Source organism: Pseudomonas sp. DCB_AW, assembly GCF_026240895.1.
GTDB classification, from domain to species: Bacteria; Pseudomonadota; Gammaproteobacteria; order Pseudomonadales; family Pseudomonadaceae; genus Aquipseudomonas; species Aquipseudomonas kermanshahensis.
In genome coordinates this window covers 81,693-100,927 of record NZ_JAPFCE010000009.1, presented here as the reverse complement: position 1 = coordinate 100,927, position 19,235 = coordinate 81,693, and the positions used below count along the sequence as shown (strand labels likewise).

The window sequence follows — 19,235 nt, the reverse complement described above, 5'->3', positions numbered from 1 at the left end:
TAGCCATGAGCGAATTCAAACGCATCCCTCCCGAGCAGGCTCTGGCCCTGCGCGCGCAAGGTGCGGTAGTGGTCGACATTCGCGACCCACAAGCCTTTGCCGCCGGCCACATCAGCGGCGCCACCCACCTGGACAACCATTCGGTCGCCGATTTCATCCGCAACGCCGACCTCGATGCACCGACCCTGGTGGTCTGCTACCACGGCAATTCCAGCCAGAGCGCTGCCGCCTACCTGGCGGGCCAGGGCTTTTCAGAGGTGTACAGCGTCGATGGCGGCTTTGAGCTGTGGCGCGCCACCTACCCGGCCGAGACCGCCCAAGGCGCTGCCGAATAATTTTTTCATTTTTACTGCAGCCCGCGCCCCATGCGGGCTCGCGGCTCACCTGACGAACGGTCGCGAGCAACTTCTCGGCCTCACGCCCTTGACCTTGCGTATTACCAACTATCCTTAAGCCCAGGCCATCCAAAAAAGGGGAGAGCCGGTACACCGGCGTGCGGGTCATCGGTAGCGTTTCAAGGGTGTTCTGGGGGGTATACAGCAATCGGCGAACCCGGTTGCATGCCAGCATCAGCTGACTGATCCGGCGTCGTCTCCACGTATCGAGCGAGGTGACGTCATGAGCATTTTTAGCCACTTCCAACAACGTTTCGAGTCCACCCGCCAGGAAGAACTTTCGCTGCAGGAGTACCTCGAGCTGTGCAAGCAGGATCGCAGCGCCTACGCATCGGCGGCAGAACGGCTGTTGCTGGCCATCGGCGAACCGGAGCTTGTCGACACCTCTAACAATTCCAGGCTATCGCGGATCTTCTCCAACAAGGTGATCAGGCGCTATCCGGCCTTTGAAGACTTCCATGGCATGGAAGAATGCATCGACCAGATCGTGTCGTACTTCCGCCATGCGGCGCAGGGCCTGGAAGAGAAGAAACAGATCCTTTACCTGCTGGGCCCGGTAGGTGGCGGCAAGTCGTCGCTGGCCGAAAAGCTCAAGCAACTGATGGAAAAGGTGCCCTTCTACGCCATCAAGGGCTCACCTGTATTCGAATCGCCACTGGGCTTGTTCAACGCCACCGAAGATGGGGCCATTCTCGAGGAAGAGTTTGGGATCCCACGGCGCTACCTGAACACCATCATGTCGCCCTGGGCCACCAAGCGCCTGCAGGAGTTCGGCGGCGACATCTCCAAGTTCAAAGTGGTCAAACTCTATCCGTCGATCCTCAACCAGATCGCTATTGCCAAGACCGAACCTGGCGATGAGAACAACCAGGACATCTCGGCCCTCGTCGGCAAGGTGGACATCCGCAAGCTCGAGGAATACCCACAGAACGACGCCGACGCCTACAGCTATTCGGGTGCGCTGTGCCGGGCCAACCAGGGCCTGATGGAATTCGTCGAGATGTTCAAGGCGCCGATCAAGGTCCTGCACCCACTGCTTACGGCGACCCAGGAAGGTAACTACAACAGTACCGAAGGGCTGGGGGCGATTCCCTACACCGGTATCCTGCTGGCCCACTCCAACGAATCGGAGTGGCACACGTTCCGTAACAACAAGAACAACGAAGCCTTCATCGACCGGATCTACATCGTCAAGGTGCCCTACTGCCTGCGTGTCAGTGACGAGATCAAGATTTACGACAAACTGCTGGTCAACAGCTCGCTGGCCAAGGCCCACTGTGCGCCCGACACCCTCAAGATGCTGGCCCAGTTCACCGTGCTCTCACGCCTCAAAGAGCCAGAGAACTCCAACATCTATTCGAAGATGCGCGTCTACGATGGCGAAAACCTCAAGGACACCGATCCGAAGGCCAAGTCGATCCAGGAATACCGCGACTCGGCAGGTGTCGACGAAGGCATGAACGGCCTGTCGACCCGCTTCGCGTTCAAGATCCTCTCCAAAGTCTTCAACTTCGACCCACACGAAATCGCAGCCAACCCGGTTCACCTGTTGTACGTGCTCGAACAGCAAATCGAACAGGAACAGTTCCCGGCCGAAGTGCGCGAACGCTACCTGCGCTACCTGAAGGAATACCTGGCGCCGCGCTACATCGAGTTCATCGGCAAAGAAATCCAGACCGCTTACCTGGAGTCCTACAGCGAATACGGCCAGAACATCTTCGACCGCTATGTGCTGTACGCCGACTTCTGGATCCAGGACCAGGAATACCGCGACCCGGAAACCGGCGAGATCCTCAACCGCATTGCCCTCAACGAAGAGCTGGAAAAGATCGAGAAGCCGGCCGGTATCAGCAACCCGAAAGACTTCCGCAACGAGATCGTCAACTTCGTACTGCGCGCACGCGCCAACAACAACGGCAAGAACCCGAGCTGGCTCAGCTATGAAAAGCTGCGGGTGGTGATCGAGAAGAAAATGTTCTCCAACACCGAAGACTTGCTGCCGGTCATCAGCTTCAATGCCAAGGCCAGCAAGGAAGACCAGAAGAAACACAACGACTTCGTCACCCGGATGGTGGAGCGTGGCTACACCGACAAGCAGGTTCGTCTGCTGTCGGAATGGTACCTGCGGGTCAGGAAATCGCAATAAAGCGGCAAGCTACACACCGCACGCCCAAGGCTGCAGTGCCAGCCTCGGGCGGCGGCAGCTGCTTTTACGTGCAGCTCGTAGCTTGAAGCGTGCAGCTGTTCCCAGCTACCGGAGGGACCATGAGCTACGTAATCGACCGACGCCTGAACGGCAAGAACAAGAGCACGGTCAACCGCCAGCGTTTTCTGCGGCGCTACCGTGACCACATCAAGAAGGCCGTCGAAGAGGCCGTGAGCCGCCGCTCCATCATGGACATGGAGCATGGCGAGCAAATCAGCATTCCGGGACGGGACATCGATGAACCGGTGTTGCACCACGGTCGTGGCGGCAAGCAGACCATCGTGCACCCTGGCAACAAGGAATTCACTGCCGGCGAACACATCCCCAGGCCTCAGGGGGGCGGTGGTGGCGGTGGCCGCGGCAAAGCCGGCAACTCCGGCGAGGGCATGGACGAATTCGTCTTCCAGATCACTCAGGAAGAGTTTCTCGAGTTCATGTTCGAAGACCTCGAACTGCCCAACCTGGTCAAACGTCACCTGACCGGTGCCGACACCTTCAAGACCGTACGCGCCGGTATCGCCAACGAAGGCAACCCCTCGCGCATCAACATCGTGCGCACCCTGCGTTCGGCCCATGCCCGGCGTATCGCCCTGACCGGCAGCAGCCGCGCCCTGTTGCGTGAAGCGCAGAAAGAACTCGACCGCCTGAAGGTCGAGGAACCCGACAATTTCACGGATATCCAGGAAGTCGAGCAAGAGATCGAACGCCTCAAGGCGCGCATCAACCGCCTGCCCTTCCTCGATACCTTCGACTTGAAGTACAACCTGCTGGTCAAGCAGCCCAACCCCAGTTCGAAAGCGGTGATGTTCTGCCTGATGGACGTGTCCGGCTCCATGACCCAGGCCACCAAAGACATCGCCAAGCGCTTTTTCATCCTGTTGTACCTGTTCCTCAAGCGCAATTACGACCGTATCGAAGTGGTCTTCATCCGCCACCACACCAGTGCGCGTGAAGTGGACGAAGAGGAGTTCTTCTACTCGCGGGAAACCGGCGGCACCATCGTCTCCAGCGCACTCAAGCTGATGCAGGAAATCATGGCCGAGCGCTACCCGGCCAGCGATTGGAACATTTACGCCGCGCAAGCCTCTGACGGTGACAACTGGAACGACGACTCGCCGATCTGCCGCGAGATCCTCTCCAAGCAGATCATGCCGCACGTGCAGTACTACACTTACGTTGAGATCACCCCCCGTGAGCATCAGGCGCTGTGGTACGAGTACGAGCGAATCGGCGAGGGCTTCCCCGACACGTTCGCCCAGCAGCAGTTGGTATCGGCCGGCGACATCTACCCGGTCTTCCGTGAACTCTTCCAGCGCAGGTTAGCCACATGACCGCCAGAGCTCAGAAACGCCAACCCATTTCCACCGGGTCCGAGTGGACGTTCGACCTGATCCAGACTTACGACCGGGAAATCAGTCGTCTGGCCGAGCGTTACGCCCTGGACACCTACCCCAATCAGATCGAAGTGATCACCGCCGAGCAGATGATGGATGCCTACGCCTCGGTCGGCATGCCGCTGGGTTACCACCACTGGTCCTATGGCAAACAGTTCCTCAGCACTGAAAAATCCTACAGTCGGGGCCAGATGGGCTTGGCCTACGAGATCGTGATCAACTCCGATCCGTGCATCGCCTACCTGATGGAAGAAAACACCATGTGCATGCAGGCGCTGGTGATTGCTCACGCCTGCTACGGCCATAACAGCTTCTTCAAAGGCAATTACCTGTTCCGCACCTGGACCGATGCCAGTTCGATCATCGACTACCTGGTGTTCGCCAAGCAGTACATCGCCCAATGTGAAGAGCGCCACGGCATCGATGCGGTCGAAGACCTCATCGACTCCTGCCACGCCCTGATGAACTACGGCGTCGACCGTTACAAGCGTCCCTACCCCATTTCCGCCGAAGAGGAACGGCGCCGGCAAAAAGAGCGCGAAGAGCACCTGCAGCGGCAGATCAACGACCTGTGGCGCACCATTCCCAAGGGCGCAGAAAAAGGCGGCGACCGCGATGATGCGCGTTTCCCCGCCGAACCTCAGGAAAACATCCTCTATTTCATCGAAAAACACGCCCCGCTGCTCGAGCCCTGGCAACGTGAAGTGGTGCGCATCGTGCGCAAGATCGCCCAGTATTTCTACCCGCAGCGCCAGACCCAGGTCATGAACGAAGGGTGGGCTACCTTCTGGCACTACACCCTGATGAACGACCTGTACGACGAAGGCCTGGTCACCGACGGTTTCATCATGGAGTTCCTGCAATCGCACACCAGCGTGGTGTTCCAGCCAGGCTTTGACAGCCCTTACTACAACGGCATCAACCCCTATGCGCTGGGCTTCGCGATGTACACCGACATCCGCCGGATCTGCGAAAACCCTACCGAGGAGGACCGACACTGGTTCCCCGACATTGCCGGCAGTGACTGGCTATCGACCATCAAGTTCGCGATGAGCAGCTTCAAGGACGAGAGCTTCATCCTGCAGTACCTGTCGCCCAAGGTGATCCGCGACCTCAAGCTGTTCAGCATTCTGGACGACGACCAGCGCGATGACCTGCTGGTGCCCGCCATCCATGATGAGACCGGTTATCGGGTCATCCGCGAGCAGCTGGCGGCGCAATACAACCTGGGCAACCGCGAACCGAACGTGCAGATCTGGAGCATCGACCGGCGCGGCGACCGCTCACTGACCCTGCGCCACCAACAGCACAACCGCAAACCCCTGGGCGACTCGACCGAGGAAGTGCTCAAGCACCTGCATCGCCTGTGGGGCTTCGACATCCACCTGGAGACCGTTCAGGGCGACCAGGTCATGAAGACCCACCACATGCCACCCCGCGGCGAGCACAGCGAAAGCGCCGACTACGGCCGCATGGACCTGGCCGTCATCCACCACCTCTAGCACCGCGCCCCTGCATGACTGCCAACAGGTTATCCTGTGGGCAGTTATGGAGGCTGTACATGCACATCTACAAAGTCGGCGGCGCCGTGCGCGACCGCTTGCTCGGGCGCCCCGTCAGCGATATCGACTGGCTGGTGGTTGGCGCGACCGTCGAACAGATGCAAGCCCTGGGCTATCGCCCGGTGGGGGCTGATTTTCCGGTTTTCATCCACCCCAAAAGCGGTGAGGAATATGCCCTGGCGCGCACCGAGCGCAAGAGCGGGCGGGGGTATGGGGGGTTTACCTTCCATGCAAGCCCCGACGTCACCCTCGAAGAAGACCTGATCCGCCGCGACCTGACCATCAATGCGATGGCGGAGGATGATGCGGGCACGCTGTACGACCCCTACCACGGCAAAGAAGATCTCGACAGGCGCCTGTTACGCCACGTTTCCCCGGCATTCGCCGAAGACCCGCTGCGGGTGCTGCGGGTTGCCCGCTTTGCCGCACGCTACGCCCCCCTCGGCTTCAAGGTCGCTGACGAGACGCTGGCGCTGATGCGCCAGATCAGCGCCTCCGGCGAGCTGCAAGCGCTCACCGCTGAGCGCAGCTGGAAAGAGATCGAGCGCGCGCTGATGGAGCCGCAACCCCAGGTGTTCTTCGAGGTCTTGCACGCGTGCGACGCCTTGCAGGAGTTGCTGCCTGAGCTCATCGACAGCCCCCACGCCCTGGCAGGCCTGGAGCAGGCTGCGCTGCACGGTCAACCGCTGCACGTGCGCTGGGCTTGCCTGCTGCGCGAGTTGCAGCCGGCTGTAATCAAGGCGGTCAGCCAGCGCTTCAAGGCACCGCGCGAGTGCCAGGAGCTGGCCATGCTGGTGGGTGATTGCCTGACACACTGCAATCAGGCATTTGCGCTGGATCCTGAGGCATTGCTGGGGCTGCTGCAGAAGTTCGATGTGTACCGCCGGCCACAGCGTTTTGACGACTTCCTCAGCGCCTGCGAGATGGATGCGCGTGCGCGTCAGGGCGAGCTGGCTTATCCACAGGCTGATTACCTGCGAGGCGCAGCGGTGGCGGCGAGGGCTGTGGATGTGAAGCCGCTGGTGCAGGCTGGGCTGACCGGGCAGGCGCTTGGGGAGGCGCTGAAAGGTGAGCGGCTGAAGGCGCTTGTTGCTTACAAAAGTGGTGCAGAAGGCTGATTTATCGATTGCCTGAGCCGGCCCTTTCGCGGGTAAACCCGCTCCCACAGGAATATCACTGGTCTCTAGACCTGTGCGGTCCCTGTGGGAGCGGGTTTACCCGCGAAGAGGCCCGCTCAGGCAACAAAAGAGTTCGGATCAGGCAGGTGTCAGTTGCAACCCGCGCCACTCAAAGGCAACCGGCGCCAACACCTGATCGATCCGCGCCTCCTGCCACACCTGCGCCATCGGCTTTCCCACCCCCGGGTGCACCAGCTCTGGCGCCAGCAGCGACAATGGCCACAGCACAAACGCGTTTTTCAAAATCTCGGCCCGCGGCAGCACCAACCCATCGAACGTGCCATGCAGGTCGTCATACAGCAGCACATCGATATCCAGCGGCAGCCCTTTACGCTCTGGCGCGTAACGGCCGTTGTCGGCTTCGATGAACTTGAGGCGGCGGTCCAGCTCCATCAACGGCAAATCGGTCTTACCGGTCACCACGAAGTTGATGAACGGCCCACTCTTGATCCCGACCGCCTGGCTTTCGAACGCTGGCGAACAGCGCATGTCGGTAAGAATGCCCGCCAAGGCATCGAGCCCGGCACACAAGTGCGCATGCCGGTCGATGTTACTGCCCAAGCCCAGGTAAACCGTGTTCAGAGACATCCGCGCTCAATCTCCACGCCAACACCGCCACGGGCAGCCGGAACCGCGCCTGGCTTGGTCAGCTTCAACCGCACCCACGGAATCTGGAATTCTTCCATCAGCACCGCGACCAGGCGCTCGGCGAAGGTTTCTACCAACTCGAAGCGTGCCTGCTCGGAAAATGCCTGGATACGCGCCGAAACACTGGCGTAGTCCAGCGCCAGGCTGAGATCGTCGCCGGCCGCTGCCGGGCGGTTGTCCCAGGCAAAACTCAGGTCCAGGCGCAAGCACTGGCGAATATCCCGCTCCCAGTCATAGGCACCGATGACGGTATCGACTTCCAGGCCTTCGATGAACACTCTGTCCAAGCACTTCTCTCCACAGCACGACAAGGGCGACTGGCGCCGTTAGAATCAGGGCGTCCTCGCCCGGAATAGTTAGCATGTTTTGGTTATTGGCGCTGCTCGCCTACCTGCTCGGCTCGCTGTCCTTCGCCATTGTCCTGAGCCGCCTTTTCGGCAGCCCGGACCCCCGTGCCAGCGGTTCAGGCAATGCCGGGGCCACCAACATGCTTCGCCTGGCAGGCCGCAAGCTGGCGATCCTGACCCTGCTTGGCGACCTGTGCAAGGGCTTGTTGCCCGTATTGCTTGCCCGCGCTGCCGGCCTCGACCTGCAGGAGCAGGCCTGGGTTGGCGTGTGCGCGGTGCTGGGCCACCTGTTCCCGCTGTACTTTCGCTTCCAGGGCGGCAAGGGCGTGGCAACCGCGGCCGGCATGCTCATGGGCCTGTACTTCCCGGCGGCATTGCTGGCCATCGCGGCCTGGTTGCTGACCTTCTACCTCACACGTACCAGCTCACTGGCGGCGCTTATTGCCACGCCGCTGACCTTGCCCCTGCTCGCCTGGCGCGAACCCGAGGCATTGCTGCCGATCAGCGTGCTCACGCTGATGATCGTCTGGGGCCACCGCAACAACCTACGCGACCTGTTCGCCGGGCGTGAACGCCACTTCTGACAACTTTCAGACCGGCGGCAACTGCTCCATCGGCCAGCGCGCCTGCACGCTGATCGCCAGGTCCTGCTGCTGCCCGGCCAACAGGCGCTGGCAGCCGGCATAGGCGATCATCGCGCCGTTGTCGGTGCAGAACTGCGGGCGGGCGTAGTACACGTTGCCCTTCATGCCAGCCAGCATTTCCTCGAGCGAGGCACGCAAGGCCTTGTTGGCGCTGACACCACCGGCGATCACCAGCCGCTTCAGGCCCGTCTGCTTCAGGGCCCGCTTGCACTTGATGGTCAAAGTCTCCACCACCGCCTGCTGGAATGCCAGCGACACGTCGCAACGGGTTTGCTCACCGTCGTCGCCAGCATCACGGCACTGCTGCCAGGTATTCAGGGCGAAGGTCTTGAGGCCACTGAAGCTGAATTCCAGCCCCGGGCGATCGGTCATCGGCCGTGGGAAAACAAAACGCCCTGGCACGCCCTGCTCGGCCAGCCGGGCGATTTCCGGGCCGCCGGGGTAGTTCAGGCCGATCAGCTTGGCGGTCTTGTCGAACGCCTCACCGGCTGCGTCGTCCAGGCTTTCGCCCAACAGCTCGTACTGGCCGATGCCATCGACCCTGACCAACTGGGTATGGCCACCCGACACCAACAAAGCGACGAACGGAAACTCGGGCGGGTTTTCTTCCAGCATGGGCGCCAGAAGATGGCCTTCCATGTGGTGCACGCCAATGGCCGGGATGTCCCAGGCAAACGCCAGGGCCTGGGCGCAGGACGCGCCGACCAGCAGTGCGCCGACCAGCCCAGGACCCGCGGTGTAGGCGATGGCATCGATCTCGGTGGCCACGCAGCCAGCCTCGTCCAATACCTGGCGAATCAACGGCAGCATGCGCTTGACGTGATCGCGCGAGGCAAGCTCCGGTACCACACCGCCGAACACGCGGTGCAGGTCGATCTGGCTGAACAGCGCGTCGGCCAACAAACCGCGTTCGCTGTCATATAATGCGACGCCAGTTTCGTCGCAGGATGTTTCCAATCCCAGTACTAGCATGGGCTCGTCCCTTGTGGGGGCTGAATTCGAAGCCGCGCATGATAGTCGCCGTGTCGGGTGCCGACCAGCGGTTTTCGATCAGAGGCTTTGCATTCCGGCCAGCTAAGGGTTAACATCCGCAACCCTTGAAAACCGACGTTCTCCAGCACACCTTTGTTTTGCCAGGAGCACGTCTACCCCGGTAATGAATTAAGGTAGCCCTGGATGCCAGCCGTCAAAGTTAAAGAGAACGAACCCTTCGACGTAGCTCTGCGTCGTTTCAAGCGCTCCTGCGAAAAAGCCGGTGTACTGGCTGAAGTTCGTAGCCGCGAGTTTTACGAGAAGCCGACCGCCGAGCGTAAGCGTAAAGCAGCTGCTGCTGTTAAGCGCCACGCCAAGAAAGTTCAGCGCGAACAGCGCCGCGCCGTTCGTCTGTACTAATACAGACGTTCTACGCAAAGCTTCTGCCCTGCCCGGCTCACCGCCGGGCCGATGGCAGCGGTTGCTTCACAACTGCTTCAAACTTGGGCAGCTAGCTCAAGGCCTTTTATGCACTCGCTTCATGCGAACTGCATGGGGGCAACCTGCCTGAAACGTCAGAGCTGGTCATTGACCAGATCGTGCACGTCCTGTCTGACGAGCCTTCATTGGCTGGCGACGAGCACATACTTCCCTCGCACTTCCCCTTGCAGCATTCGCCCCAACCGGCGCGTGAGCGATTAGACTTGCCAGTTGCCAGATGACGAGACTGCCATGGCCGGGCTGATTCCCCAGAGTTTCATTGACGACCTTATCAACCGCCTCGACATTGTCGACGTGGTGAGTTCGCGCGTCCAGCTGAAAAAAACCGGCAAAAACTACTCGGCCTGCTGCCCGTTCCACAAGGAAAAGACCCCGTCCTTCACGGTCAGCCCCGACAAGCAGTTCTATTACTGCTTCGGTTGCGGCGCCGGTGGCAACGCCCTCGGCTTTGTCATGGACCACGACAACCTGGACTTCCCCCAGGCGGTCGAGGAACTGGCCCGCGCCGCTGGCATGGAAGTACCCCGCGAGGAAGGCCGTCGCGCACAAAAGCCGCGCCAGCCAACCGATTCACCGCTGTATCCGCTACTGGATGCCGCCACCGAATTCTACCGCCAGGCCCTGCGCAACCACCCCACCCGCAAAGCGGCGGTGGACTACCTCAAAGGCCGCGGCCTGTCTGGGGAGATTGCCCGCGACTTCGGCCTGGGCTTCGCGCCACCCGGCTGGGACAACCTGCTCAAGCACCTGGGTGCCGACACCCTGCAGCAAAAGGTCATGATCGATGCCGGCCTGCTGATCGAGAACGCCGAAACCGGCAAGCGCTATGACCGCTTCCGCGACCGCGTGATGTTCCCGATCCGCGACAGCCGTGGCCGTGTGATCGCCTTCGGCGGCCGCGTACTGGGTGACGACAAACCCAAGTACCTCAACTCCCCGGAAACCCCGGTTTTTCATAAAGGCCAGGAACTCTACGGGCTTTACGAGGCGCGCAAGCACAACCGCAACCTCGACGAAATCATCGTCGTCGAAGGCTACATGGACGTCATCGCACTGGCCCAGCAGGGCCTGCGCAACGCTGTCGCCACCCTCGGCACCGCCACCAGCGAAGAGCACCTCAAGCGCCTGTTCCGCGTGGTGCCCAGCGTGCTGTTCTGTTTCGACGGCGACCAGGCCGGGCGCAAGGCGGCCTGGCGCGCGCTGGAGTCCGCCCTGTCGGCCCTGCAGGATGGCCGCCGCGCACGCTTTCTGTTCCTGCCCGAAGGCGAAGACCCGGACAGCCTGGTGCGCGCCGAAGGCACCGACGCCTTCATGGCACGCATCAACCAGCATGCCCAACCCCTGGCGGATTACTTTTTCGAGCAACTGAGTGCCGAAGCTGACCCGCGCTCGCTGGAAGGCAAGGCGCATTTGGCGACCCTGGCTGCACCGTTGATCGAAAAAATCCCTGGCGCCAACTTGCGTCAGCTGATGCGTAACCGCCTGAAGGAAATCACCGGCCTCGACCCTCAGCAAGTCGAGCAACTGGCCCAGCAGCCGGCAGCCAGTAGTAGCGTTCCGGACTATGATCCGGGCTATGACTACGATGCCATGGCCAGTTACACGCCAGACTACGGCGACATGCCGCAGCACGACTACGCGCCGGCGCAGCAAGAGCAACAATGGAAGCCGAACAAGGCGGGCGGCAAGAAGCCGTGGAGCGACAAGCCCTGGGACAAAAACCGCAAAGGCGGCAAGCCCTGGCAGCAACGCGACGAGGCCCCACCGCGCACCCCGGCCCCCGTGGAGCCCCCGACCCTGGCGGCCTTGCGCACGTTGCTGCACCACCCATTACTGGCCGGCAAGGTGGAAGATGCCAGCCACTTCGCCGACGAAGAGCACCTGTACAGCCAGTTGCTGGTGGCATTGATCGAAGCCGCTCAGAAGAATCCTGGGCTAAGCTCAATGCAGTTGATCGCACGTTGGCACGGCACCGAACAGGGCCGTTTGCTGCGGGCGCTGGCCGAGAAGGAATGGCTGATCGTAGCCGACAACCTTGAACAACAGTTTTTCGACACTATAACTAGCTTGTCCGCCCGCCAACGCGAGCGCAGCCTGGAACATCTGCTCAGGAAAGCACGTCAAAGCGAGTTGAGCAGTGAGGAAAAATCGCAGCTTCTCGCCCTGCTTAGCAGGAATGTTCCCGCACAAACGCCGACCTCATCTGGCGCGTGAGGCCCATGCTCGGGTATAATCCTCGGCTTGTTTTTTGCCCGCCAAGACCTTCAGTGGATAGGGTGTTATGTCCGGAAAAGCGCAACAGCAGTCTCGTATCAAAGAGTTGATCACCCGCGGTCGTGAGCAGGGCTACCTGACTTACGCGGAGGTCAACGACCACCTGCCTGAGGATATTTCAGATCCTGAACAGGTGGAAGACATCATCCGCATGATCAACGACATGGGGATCAACGTATTCGAGAGTGCTCCGGATGCGGATGCCCTTCTGTTGGCGGAAGCCGACACCGACGAAGCCGCGGCCGAAGAAGCCGCTGCTGCGTTGGCGGCAGTTGAAACCGATATCGGCCGCACGACCGACCCAGTGCGCATGTACATGCGTGAAATGGGTACTGTCGAGCTGCTGACCCGCGAAGGCGAGATCGAAATCGCCAAGCGTATCGAGGAAGGCATCCGTGAAGTCATGGGCGCCATCGCTCACTTCCCGGGTACTGTCGACTACATTCTCAGCGAATACGACCGCGTCACCACCGAAGGTGGCCGTTTGTCCGATGTGCTCAGCGGTTATATCGACCCTGATGACAACATCGCTGCCCCGACCGAAGAAGTGCCTGTTCCAGGTGCCAAGGTTGCGGCTGCCAAGGAAGAAACGGACGACGAAGAAGAAAGCGAAGAGAGCGACGATGAGGAAGAGGCCGAAAGTGGCCCGGACCCAGTCGTTGCCGCTCAGCGTTTCGGTGCGGTTTCCGATCAGCTTGCCGTCACCCTCAAGGTGCTGAAAAAGCATGGCCGTAGCCATGCCGAGAGCATCGGCGCCATGCAGGCGCTGGCCGATCTGTTCATGCCGATCAAGCTGGTACCCAAGCAGTTCGAGGTACTGGTAGAGCGCGTGCGTGATGCACTGAGCCGCCTGCGTCAGCAAGAACGCGCCATCATGCAACTGTGCGTCCGTGACGCTCGCATGCCGCGTGCCGACTTCCTGCGCATGTTCCCAAGCAACGAAACCGACCAGACCTGGAGCGGTGACCTGGCCAAGCGTAACACCAAGTGGGCTGCTGCCCTGGGTGAAAAAGACGCTGCCATCGTCGCCTGCCAACAGAAGCTGATCGACCTTGAGACCGAGACTGGCCTGACCGTCGCGGAGATCAAGGAAATCAACCGTCGCATGTCGATCGGTGAAGCCAAGGCCCGCCGCGCCAAGAAAGAAATGGTCGAGGCGAACCTGCGTCTGGTGATCTCCATCGCCAAGAAGTACACCAACCGTGGCCTGCAGTTCCTCGACCTGATCCAGGAAGGCAACATCGGCTTGATGAAAGCGGTGGACAAGTTCGAATACCGTCGCGGCTATAAGTTCTCGACCTATGCCACCTGGTGGATTCGCCAGGCGATCACCCGTTCGATCGCCGACCAGGCCCGCACCATCCGTATTCCGGTGCACATGATCGAGACGATCAACAAGCTCAACCGTATTTCCCGCCAGATGCTGCAGGAAATGGGCCGTGAACCGACCCCGGAAGAGCTGGGCGAGCGCATGGAAATGCCTGAGGACAAGATCCGCAAGGTACTGAAGATCGCCAAAGAGCCGATCTCCATGGAAACCCCGATTGGTGACGACGAAGATTCGCACCTGGGCGACTTCATCGAGGACTCGACCATGCAGTCCCCGATCGATGTAGCCACGGTCGAAAGCCTCAAGGAAGCCACCCGTGACGTGCTCTCGGGCCTGACCGCCCGCGAAGCCAAAGTGCTGCGTATGCGCTTCGGCATCGACATGAACACCGACCACACCCTCGAAGAGGTAGGTAAGCAGTTTGACGTGACCCGTGAACGGATCCGTCAGATCGAAGCGAAGGCGTTGCGCAAATTGCGCCACCCGACGCGCAGCGAGCATCTGCGTTCCTTCCTCGACGAGTGATGACAAACCCCGGCCCAGGCCGGGGTTTTTCTTTTGTGGGCAAAGCGGCGACACAATGCCTGATTTCTGCCCCACATCCCCCTGAATGCCCGTCTACACTCGACGTCAGACACTCTGATAGCGAGGCCGCTATGCCCCTAATGCCGGCCACTCTGTTGCTGCTCCTTATCCTGTGGACCACAACGGCCGGCGCCCTGACCCTGACAGACGAGGAAAAAGCCTGGCTGGCTGCCCACCCGCAGTTAAGCCTGGGCGTAGACGCCTCTTGGCCACCGTTCGAGTTTCGCGACCAGGAGGGCCGGTACCAGGGATTGGCCGCCGACTACATCGACACGATCCAGGAACGCCTGGGCGTGACGCTAAAACCGGTCGAGCCCAAGAGCTGGACCGAGGTATTGGCGCAGGCGCGCAATAACCAGCTCGACCTGCTACCCGGCATCATGTCGACTCCCGAGCGCCAGGGTTACCTGGCCTTTACGCGCCCCTACCTCGACTTCCCGATTGTCATCCTGGCCCACAAAGGCGGGGCGCAACCCCGCTCATTGAAGGACCTGTACGGCCTGAAGATCGCCGTGGTCCAGAACTACGCCCCGCACGAACTGCTGCGCACCCACCACCCCGACCTCAACCTGGTGGCCATGCCCAACGTCAGCTCGGCCCTGCAGGCACTGGCCACAGACGAAGTCGACGCCGTGGTCGGCGACCTCGCCTCGAGTATCTGGAGCCTTCGCCAGCTCAAGCTCGACGGCCTCTATGTCAGTGGCGAAACGCCCTACCGCTACCAACTGGCCATGGCCGCACCACGGGACAACAAAGTCCTGGTGGGCATTCTCGATAAAGTCATGGCCGACATGAGCAGCGCTGAGATCAACCGTATTCAACAGCGCTGGGTCGGTAACGTGGTGGACCAGCGACTGTTCTGGTCCGACATGCTGGTGTATGGCCTACCTGCGGTGCTGTTGCTGGTGGCGATTCTTGCCGTGGTGATCCGCATCAACCGCAGACTTAGCTCGGAAATTTCCCGCCGCATCGCCCTCGAACAAGAGCTGCGCAGCAGCGAATATCACTACCGCGGCCTGGTCGAGAGCCTGTCGGCCATCGCCTGGGAAGCCGACGCCAACGATTTCACCTACAACTATGTCTCGCCCCATGCCGAGGACCTGCTCGGCTACCCGTTGCATGACTGGCTCAAGCCCGGTTTCTGGCGCAGCATCCTGCACCCGGAGGACGCGCTCTGGGCCCAGGCTTATTGCGACAGTGAAACCGCAGCCGGCCGCGATCACAGCCTCGACTACCGGGTCATCCGCGCCGATGGCCAGCCCCTATGGATTCGCAACATCGTCAGCATGATCGAGCATGGCCACCGGCCGGTGATGCGCGGGCTGATGATCGACATCAGCGAGACCAAACGCACCGAAGACGCCCTGCGCCTGTCGGAGCAGAAGTTCGCCTCGGTGTTCCAACAGTGCCCGGATATCCTGCTGATCGCCCGCCATAGCGACGGCTGCCTGCTGGAGGTCAACGAAGCCTTCGAAGAGCAGATCGGCCTCACCACAGGTCAAGTGATCGGCCGCACCGCCACCGAGCTGAACCTGTGGGCCGTCGCCGGCACCGGGCCGCGGCTGCTCGAACGCCTGCACCAAGGCGGCATCCGCAACCTGGAAATGAGCTTCCGCCGCAGCAATGGCCAGTTGTTCACAGGCCTGACTTCGGCAGAAACATTCGAGCTCGATGGCACGCCGGCGCTAGTCGTGGCCGTGCGCGACATCAGCCAGCTCAAAGAAACCCAGGAGCAACTGCAAACCTCGGAAGAGAAGTTCGCCAAGGCATTCCACGCATCGCCCGACGGTCTGCTGCTGTCGCGCCAGAGCGACGGGCTGCTGATTGAGGTCAACGAAGGCTTCTGCCGCCTCACCGGCTACGACCTGAACCCGACCATCGACCAGACCTCCCTTGACCTGGGCATCTGGGTAGACCTCAACGAGCGCAAGCGGCTGGTCGACCAGCTCAAGCGTGATGGCTTCGTACGTGACTTCAGCTGCCACATCCGCCGCAGCGATGGGCAGATCCGCCTGTGCGAACTGTCCGCCCGGCCCCTGCCGATTGGCGGTGTCGACTGCATGCTGACCATTGCCCGCGACATCACCGAGCGCCACCTCATGCAGGAAAAACTGCAGCTGGCCGCCACCGTGTTCGAAAACACCGCCGAGGGCGTTCTGATCACCGACATCGACCAGCGCATCAGCGCGGTCAACCGCGCCTTCAGCGAAATTACCGGCTACGGCGAGATCGAGGCGCTCGGCCAAACCCCGCGCCTGCTTGCCTCAGGCCAGCACGACAGCGCCTTCTATGCCGCCATGTGGCATCAGCTGACCGACGAGGGCCACTGGCAGGGCGAGATCTACAACAAACGCAAGAATGGCGAGCTGTACCCCAGTTGGCTGACCATCAGCGCGGTGCGCAACAGCGAATACGAGATTACCCACTTCGTCGCCGTGTTCGCCGACATTTCCAGCCTTAAGCACGCCCAGGCCAAGCTGGATTACCAGGCTCACCACGACCCGCTCACCGGCCTGCCCAACCGTGCCCTGTTCGAGAATCGCCTGCAGGCCGTACTCACCTGTGCCCAAGTCTCGAACCGCCAGGGCGCGGTGTTGTTCCTCGACCTCGACCGCTTCAAGCACATCAACGACAGCCTCGGCCACCCGGTCGGCGACCTGTTGCTCAAAGGCATCGCCCAGCGCCTGAAAGAACAGGTGCGCGACGTCGACACCGTGGCGCGCCTGGGCGGTGACGAGTTCATCATCCTGTTGCCCGGCCTGCACAGGCCCAGCGACGCCAACAGCATCGCCGGCAAACTGCTGGCTTGCTTCAGCGCGCCCTTCCAGGCCGGCGAGCACGAGTTTTTCACCAGCGCCAGCATCGGTATCAGCCTTTATCCACAGGACGGCAGCGACGTCTCCACACTGATCCGCAATGCCGACGCCGCCATGTACCGCTCCAAAGCCAAAGGCCGCAACCGCGTAGAAGCCTACACCCGCGACCTCACCGCCCAGGCCAGCGAGCGCATCGCCCTCGAACATGAGCTGCGCCGCGCCGTCGAACGCAACGAAATGAGCCTGTGCTTTCAGCCCAAGCTTAGCCTTAAGACCCAGAGCCTGGTCGGCGCCGAAGCGCTGATCCGCTGGAGCCACCCGACCTTTGGCGAAGTGCCGCCAGAGCACTTCATTCACCTGGCGGAAGAGAACGGCACCATTTTGCAGCTCGGTGACTGGGTGCTTGAAAAGGCGTGCCAGCAGATGCACATCTGGAAGATGCACTACGAAGACTTTGGCCCACTGTCGATCAACCTGGCCGGCGCCCAACTGCGCCACCCCCACCTGGCACGGCGCATCGAACAGTTGTTAAAGACCTACCAGCTCAAGGCCGGCGACCTGCAGTTGGAGATCACCGAAAACTTCATCATGAGCCAGGCAGAAGAAGCCCTGGCCGTGCTGCACCAGTTGAAAAAACTGGGCGTGCAGCTGGCCATCGACGACTTCGGCACGGGTTATTCGTCCCTCAGCTACCTTAAACGCTTGCCGTTGGACATCCTTAAGATCGACAAGTCGTTCATCCGCGGCCTACCTGACGACCCCCACGACGCCGCCATCGCGAGGGCGATCATCGCACTGGGCCGCAGCATGCAGTTCACGATCATTGCCGAAGGTGTGGAGAACCAGGCCCAGCAGCGCTTCCTGGCAGCCGAGGGCTGTGAACAGATCCAAGGCTACATCGTCAGCCTGCCCCTACCCCCGGAGGAGTTCGCCGCGACGTTTCTTCGTATAGCACTATCCGATCTTTCGGATGGCACCCTTTCAAAACCCTCGTTATAATCCGGCCACTTACTGAGGGCCTATAGCTCAGTTGGTTAGAGCAGAGGACTCATAATCCTTTGGTCCACGGTTCGAGTCCGTGTGGGCCCACCAAATACGACAAAGCCGCGCAATCGCGCGGCTTTTTTGTGCCTGTTGTCCCGTCCTGATTAAGGACATGCCGCTTAGGCCCGCTTCTTGGATGCCTGGCCTGCATTCGCAAACCCGTTGGCGCCCTTGTTGAGTGACACCTTCCGGCGCCTAGAAGCCTCTTGAGCTTCCTCTTGCCTAGTACAAAGCGCATCCCAGCCCTTCATCGCTAAAGCGACCGTCCTCGGCACAGGTTTTTCGCCACTGCGATAGTAAGCCAGCATACGCCTGCTAAGGCCCAATTCCTGCGCGGCACGGTCCAACGTAAGCCCGTTTTTGGCCATCCAATTCCAAACCAGCTCATGCGAACAATCACCGCTTTGCTCCACTGCTCTGGCGCGGAGGTTGTCGGCAGCAAGCTCCAATTCGTCGTCATCGGCCCAAATAACGGTATCGCTCCACTCGCCAATTGCAGCGGTCGCAAAAACCTCGGGGTCAGATAGCCGGCGCAACGTTGGGTGTTTCGCGATGATAGCGTCCAGCCTCACTGGGTATTGCTTTCCATCGGCGAAGGTCAGCAGTAACTCGTTGGGGGCAGTGACAGCGAGCTCTGTCAGCCGGAAGTGTTTGTTGGTCATGGATTCAATCCATCCGAGCGGCAGCGATACCCCTTGGATGTCGCTGCCTCAAAAACCTCATTGTCCGCTCAGCAATGGCGATCATGACAACAGTTAATCGTTAGATTTTGTGATCACCCGAGGCTTCATCTCAACCTGCCGCGTATTGTAAAACGTGGTCCTCGCCGGAATGTCCTGCATCACCAGCGACATGGCACCAATCACCACGTTATCGCCAATGCTGATCCGGTCCGCCACGATGCAGCTGTTGGCGCCCACGCTGACGTTATCTCCAATGCGCAACGCATACGCCTCCAGCCCTAGGGTCTTGATGCCGATCGAGCAATTCTGGCGGATGAAAAAGTTACGCCCGATGCTCACGTGGCGGGTAATCACCACGCCAGGCAGGTGGGCGATGCGCAGCCCGGGGGCGATCTGGGCGCCGATGTCGATGTCCACGGCGTACTTAAGATTGAGCCGTTGCTGCATACGCATGGCGTGACGCTGGGCCAGGCCGCCTCGTGCGTCGAGGTACTGGGCCAGGCGGAAGGCAAAGAGAAAGCGCAGCTTGTTGTCCTTGCGGGCGCGGCGCAGCACGTTGAACAGCAGGCTGATGCGGCGGCCGGGCTTTTTCTTGTTGGAGACTTCCAGTCGCCAGCATTCGAGCAGGTTTGCGAAGTTCACGGCGTGGGTCCAGT

General features: G+C 60.9%; 15 protein-coding genes and 1 tRNA gene. 11 read left to right on the top strand and 5 right to left on the bottom strand.

The window, feature by feature from the left end; genetic code table 11:
* Positions 1-5 precede the first annotated feature (5 nt).
* The 5 genes from glpE (at position 6) to OO306_RS08505 (ending at position 6,675) form a co-directional block, all read left to right on the top strand.
* Entirely contained in the window at positions 6-335 is a 330-nt protein-coding gene (glpE, locus tag OO306_RS08525) for a thiosulfate sulfurtransferase GlpE (RefSeq protein ID WP_027594383.1), read from the top strand.
* Between the two features lie 283 nt (positions 336-618).
* Positions 619-2,541: a PrkA family serine protein kinase gene (locus OO306_RS08520; protein WP_027594382.1), complete on the top strand. Its 1,923-nt coding sequence runs from the start codon at positions 619-621 to the stop codon at positions 2,539-2,541.
* Positions 2,542-2,660: 119 nt separating this feature from the next.
* Entirely contained in the window at positions 2,661-3,932 is a 1,272-nt protein-coding gene (locus OO306_RS08515; RefSeq protein WP_027594381.1) for a YeaH/YhbH family protein, read from the top strand.
* The gene (locus OO306_RS08510) at positions 3,929-5,497 is read left to right on the top strand and encodes a SpoVR family protein (protein WP_027594380.1); all 1,569 of its coding nucleotides are present in this window, start codon (positions 3,929-3,931) and stop codon (positions 5,495-5,497) included. Before OO306_RS08515 ends, OO306_RS08510 begins: the two co-directional genes overlap by 4 nt.
* A 59-nt stretch (positions 5,498-5,556) precedes the next feature.
* Positions 5,557-6,675 (top strand): multifunctional CCA addition/repair protein, encoded by a 1,119-nt coding sequence (locus OO306_RS08505; protein WP_265968355.1) that lies wholly within the window; start codon positions 5,557-5,559, stop codon positions 6,673-6,675.
* A gap of 138 nt (positions 6,676-6,813) precedes the next feature.
* Here OO306_RS08505 and folK read toward each other — a convergent pair whose 3' ends face one another.
* Both folK and folB read right to left on the bottom strand, forming a co-directional pair.
* Positions 6,814-7,323, bottom strand: coding sequence for a 2-amino-4-hydroxy-6-hydroxymethyldihydropteridine diphosphokinase (folK, locus tag OO306_RS08500; protein WP_027594378.1), 510 nt, complete (start codon positions 7,321-7,323; stop codon positions 6,814-6,816).
* Positions 7,314-7,670: a dihydroneopterin aldolase gene (gene folB / locus OO306_RS08495; RefSeq protein WP_033703061.1), complete on the bottom strand. Its 357-nt coding sequence runs from the start codon at positions 7,668-7,670 to the stop codon at positions 7,314-7,316. Before folB ends, folK begins: the two co-directional genes overlap by 10 nt.
* A 74-nt stretch (positions 7,671-7,744) precedes the next feature.
* Here folB and plsY point away from each other — a divergent pair, with 74 nt between their 5' ends.
* A complete protein-coding gene (gene plsY / locus OO306_RS08490; RefSeq protein WP_027594376.1) occupies positions 7,745-8,314 on the top strand; it encodes a glycerol-3-phosphate 1-O-acyltransferase PlsY in 570 nt (189 codons plus the stop codon).
* A gap of 6 nt (positions 8,315-8,320) precedes the next feature.
* Here the strand turns inward: plsY and tsaD are convergent, their stop codons facing one another.
* The gene (tsaD, locus tag OO306_RS08485) at positions 8,321-9,346 is read right to left on the bottom strand and encodes a tRNA (adenosine(37)-N6)-threonylcarbamoyltransferase complex transferase subunit TsaD (RefSeq protein ID WP_099452716.1); all 1,026 of its coding nucleotides are present in this window, start codon (positions 9,344-9,346) and stop codon (positions 8,321-8,323) included.
* Between the two features lie 204 nt (positions 9,347-9,550).
* Here tsaD and rpsU point away from each other — a divergent pair, with 204 nt between their 5' ends.
* The 5 genes from rpsU (at position 9,551) to OO306_RS08460 (ending at position 17,944) form a co-directional block, all read left to right on the top strand.
* The gene (gene rpsU / locus OO306_RS08480; protein WP_003255575.1) at positions 9,551-9,766 is read left to right on the top strand and encodes a 30S ribosomal protein S21; all 216 of its coding nucleotides are present in this window, start codon (positions 9,551-9,553) and stop codon (positions 9,764-9,766) included.
* A 312-nt stretch (positions 9,767-10,078) separates the two neighbouring features.
* Positions 10,079-12,061, top strand: a complete 1,983-nt coding sequence (gene dnaG / locus OO306_RS08475) for a DNA primase (RefSeq protein WP_085274069.1) — start codon at positions 10,079-10,081, stop codon at positions 12,059-12,061.
* A 67-nt stretch (positions 12,062-12,128) separates the two neighbouring features.
* Positions 12,129-13,976: an RNA polymerase sigma factor RpoD gene (gene rpoD, locus OO306_RS08470; RefSeq protein ID WP_085274068.1), complete on the top strand. Its 1,848-nt coding sequence runs from the start codon at positions 12,129-12,131 to the stop codon at positions 13,974-13,976.
* Positions 13,977-14,107: 131 nt separating this feature from the next.
* A complete protein-coding gene (locus tag OO306_RS08465) occupies positions 14,108-17,851 on the top strand; it encodes a bifunctional diguanylate cyclase/phosphodiesterase (RefSeq protein ID WP_265968353.1) in 3,744 nt (1,247 codons plus the stop codon).
* 16 nt (positions 17,852-17,867) lie between these two features.
* Positions 17,868-17,944: transfer RNA gene (locus tag OO306_RS08460), tRNA-Ile, on the top strand.
* Between the two features lie 71 nt (positions 17,945-18,015).
* On the opposite strand, the gene OO306_RS08455 is transcribed toward OO306_RS08460, so the two are convergent.
* Positions 18,016-18,558, bottom strand: a complete 543-nt coding sequence (locus OO306_RS08455; protein ID WP_265968352.1) for a DUF2442 domain-containing protein — start codon at positions 18,556-18,558, stop codon at positions 18,016-18,018.
* Between the two features lie 93 nt (positions 18,559-18,651).
* Entirely contained in the window at positions 18,652-19,221 is a 570-nt protein-coding gene (locus OO306_RS08450) for a serine acetyltransferase (RefSeq protein WP_265968351.1), read from the bottom strand.
* Positions 19,222-19,235 lie beyond the last annotated feature (14 nt).

Bases quoted from the DNA above. Each gene is read 5' to 3' on its own strand.
- glpE (WP_027594383.1), top strand. From the start codon at position 6: ATGAGCGAATTCAAACGCATCCCTCCCGAGCAGGCTCTGGCCCTGCGC.
- OO306_RS08505 (WP_265968355.1), top strand. From the start codon at position 5,557: ATGCACATCTACAAAGTCGGCGGCGCCGTGCGCGACCGCTTGCTCGGG.
- OO306_RS08455 (WP_265968352.1), bottom strand. From the start codon at position 18,558: ATGACCAACAAACACTTCCGGCTGACAGAGCTCGCTGTCACTGCCCCC.
- OO306_RS08520 (WP_027594382.1), top strand. From the start codon at position 619: ATGAGCATTTTTAGCCACTTCCAACAACGTTTCGAGTCCACCCGCCAG.
- OO306_RS08515 (WP_027594381.1), top strand. From the start codon at position 2,661: ATGAGCTACGTAATCGACCGACGCCTGAACGGCAAGAACAAGAGCACG.
- dnaG (WP_085274069.1), top strand. From the start codon at position 10,079: ATGGCCGGGCTGATTCCCCAGAGTTTCATTGACGACCTTATCAACCGC.
- folK (WP_027594378.1), bottom strand. From the start codon at position 7,323: ATGTCTCTGAACACGGTTTACCTGGGCTTGGGCAGTAACATCGACCGG.
- OO306_RS08510 (WP_027594380.1), top strand. From the start codon at position 3,929: ATGACCGCCAGAGCTCAGAAACGCCAACCCATTTCCACCGGGTCCGAG.
- tsaD (WP_099452716.1), bottom strand. From the start codon at position 9,346: ATGCTAGTACTGGGATTGGAAACATCCTGCGACGAAACTGGCGTCGCA.
- OO306_RS08465 (WP_265968353.1), top strand. From the start codon at position 14,108: ATGCCCCTAATGCCGGCCACTCTGTTGCTGCTCCTTATCCTGTGGACC.
- rpsU (WP_003255575.1), top strand. From the start codon at position 9,551: ATGCCAGCCGTCAAAGTTAAAGAGAACGAACCCTTCGACGTAGCTCTG.
- rpoD (WP_085274068.1), top strand. From the start codon at position 12,129: ATGTCCGGAAAAGCGCAACAGCAGTCTCGTATCAAAGAGTTGATCACC.
- plsY (WP_027594376.1), top strand. From the start codon at position 7,745: ATGTTTTGGTTATTGGCGCTGCTCGCCTACCTGCTCGGCTCGCTGTCC.